Origin of the sequence: Dietzia maris (genome assembly GCF_014144855.1) — a bacterium.
Classification (GTDB): domain Bacteria; phylum Actinomycetota; class Actinomycetes; order Mycobacteriales; family Mycobacteriaceae; genus Dietzia; species Dietzia kunjamensis.
This window is the reverse complement of sequence record NZ_JAALDN010000104.1, coordinates 1-1,917: the sequence shown is the minus strand read 5'-3', so window position 1 is coordinate 1,917 and position 1,917 is coordinate 1. Positions and strand designations below refer to the sequence as shown.

At 73.6% G+C, this 1,917-nt stretch carries 4 protein-coding genes and 1 pseudogene; 1 reads left to right on the top strand and 4 read right to left on the bottom strand.

All coding sequences use genetic code 11. The features are described 5' to 3' along the window. Positions 1–215, top strand: a pseudogene (locus G6024_RS04075) (hypothetical protein); the annotation flags it as partial. Positions 216–228: 13 nt separating this feature from the next. Here the strand turns inward: G6024_RS04075 and thpR are convergent. The 4 genes from thpR to G6024_RS04055 all read right to left on the bottom strand — a co-directional run. Continuing rightward, positions 229–819 carry an RNA 2',3'-cyclic phosphodiesterase gene (gene thpR / locus G6024_RS04070; RefSeq protein WP_159148130.1) on the bottom strand — a complete coding sequence of 197 codons (591 nt, stop codon included), beginning with the start codon at positions 817–819 and terminating at the stop codon, positions 229–231. A gap of 19 nt (positions 820–838) precedes the next feature. Beyond that, the gene (gene crcB, locus G6024_RS04065; protein WP_069389739.1) at positions 839–1,243 is read right to left on the bottom strand and encodes a fluoride efflux transporter CrcB; all 405 of its coding nucleotides are present in this window, start codon (positions 1,241–1,243) and stop codon (positions 839–841) included. Between the two features lie 17 nt (positions 1,244–1,260). Next, complete coding sequence (locus tag G6024_RS04060) at positions 1,261–1,686, bottom strand: fluoride efflux transporter FluC (RefSeq protein WP_069389737.1); 426 nt, start codon at positions 1,684–1,686, stop codon at positions 1,261–1,263. Between the two features lie 13 nt (positions 1,687–1,699). After that, positions 1,700–1,917: hypothetical protein (locus G6024_RS04055; protein ID WP_200841549.1), on the bottom strand; the 218-nt coding region annotated here is incomplete at its 5' end.

The following is a 1,917-nucleotide window of genomic DNA, read 5'->3' as shown; positions in this document are numbered from 1 at the left end:
TAGCCGGGTCGATCGAGCTGGACCGCGGTGGCGAGGCGATCGTGGAGAACGTCCGCATCGGCGACAGTCTGGAGTCGGAGCGCAACTCCGGCCCGCAGCGGTTCGAGGGCAACACGATCGGCGGGGATCTCGAGTGCGAGGCCAACGCCCAGGCCCCGACTGGTGGCGGGAACCAGGTCGGCGGCGCGCGCGAAGGCCAGTGCGCAACGCTCTGACCGACTGCCCGATTCACCCCCCGGGCGGGTCCCACCAGCGTCGCTCGCCCGCACCCAGCGGTAACCGGGCCACGACCTCGTGGCGGGCCCGGCCCCGCGGCCCCTCGCCGAGGAACGAGTCGACGAGCGCGATCTCGGAGACCTCCCACCGTCTGCTCGTGAAGGTGTCGAGCACCCGCAGCCAGGCGGTCGCATCGTCGCGGCCGCCGAGCCGGGCGAGCGTGAGGTGCGGACGGAACCGGGCGCCGTCCGGGGCGCAGCCCGCCGCACTGGCGGCCGAGCGGACGCCCGCCGCCAGTGCGTTGAGAGGCCGCTCCTCGGGCTGATCGACCCCCGCCCACAACACCTTGGCCCGCTCGACGGACGGGAACGCCCCCGCGCCGGCCAGTCGTAGCGTGAACGGCTCGTGCTTCCGGGCGACCGCCTCCACACGCTCGATCAGCTCGTCGAGGCGCCAGTCGTCGACGTCGGGACAGAACGTCAGGGTGAGGTGCCACTGGGCGGGGTTGGTCCACGCCAGACCCGACCGCGGTTCGAGGAACCGTTCCAGTTCCTCGCGAACCTCGTCGGGCGGCGCGACCGCGACGAACATCCGATGCCCCATCACTACACCGTGCCCATCACTACACCGTGGCCCACCACTCGCCCAGCCACAAGCCCGACGCGGCCGCGGCGATCGTCGCGGCCATCGTGCCCACCGCGTAGGCCAGCGCCATGACGACCCGCCCCTCCCGGCCGAGGCGGAGCGTGTCGTAGCTCGCGGTGGAGAACGTCGTGTACCCGCCGAGGAGACCTGTGCCGATCACGGAGACGGCCAGTGACCACCCCGGCTTCGCCGCGCCGGCGTAGAACCACCCCACGAGCAGGCCGAGGGCCAGTGAACCCGACACGTTGATGAGGAACGTCGCCAGCGGGAACGGGCGCCGCCAGCGCGACGACACCGCCACGTCCAGCACGTACCGCAGTGCCGCGCCGGCGCCCCCTCCCAGCGCGAGCCACCCGGCCAGGGCGGCGTCATCCCACGTCATGGGCACCACGGTGATGTTCACGAGGTCGCCCGCGCCCGGTCTGGTCGCCCCCGGGACGCCAGGACGATCCCGAGCATCGTCGCCACCGCGCCCAGCGCCAGCGTGGTGGCGCCGTAGAGGACGGCCACGGGGACATCGCCCCGGCCCATGAGCATCGCGGCCTGCAGGGCGATGAGGGAGTAGGTGGTGAATCCCCCGCAGAAGCCGGTCCCGAGCAGCAGTCGCACACCTCGTCGTCGTTCCCGGCCGGGGCGAGCACCATCCCGGTCAGCACCGTCGGCGAGCCGGGTCGCCAGGTACCCGAGCGCGAACGCGCCCACCAGGTTCACGGCGAGGGTCGCCACCAGCGCCGGATCGGGGACCACCAGTGACACCACGACGCGCGCGTAGGTCCCGGCCGCGCCACCGAGCGCGACCAGTGCCACCGCGGCGGGGAACCTCACTGCGTCGGTCCGCTCACGTGGACAGTCCGGCCTCCAGGGCGGCGTCGAGGCCGTTGCGATCACCGGTGATCTCCAGGCCCGCGGCGTCGGCGCCGACGCGGCCCCACAGCAGCAGGGAGAGGGTCTCCGGCGGCCCCGCCACCTCGACAACGCCCGTGGAGTCGGGGCCCGCACCGTCCGTACCGGGCAGCTCCCACTCCAGCGCGCCGAGGGCGCCCGCCCCGACCGGCT

Coding starts and splice junctions, on each gene's coding strand:
- crcB (WP_069389739.1), bottom strand. CDS start 1,243: ATGACGTGGGATGACGCCGCCCTGGCCGGGTGGCTCGCGCTGGGAGGG.
- thpR (WP_159148130.1), bottom strand. CDS start 819: ATGGGGCATCGGATGTTCGTCGCGGTCGCGCCGCCCGACGAGGTTCGC.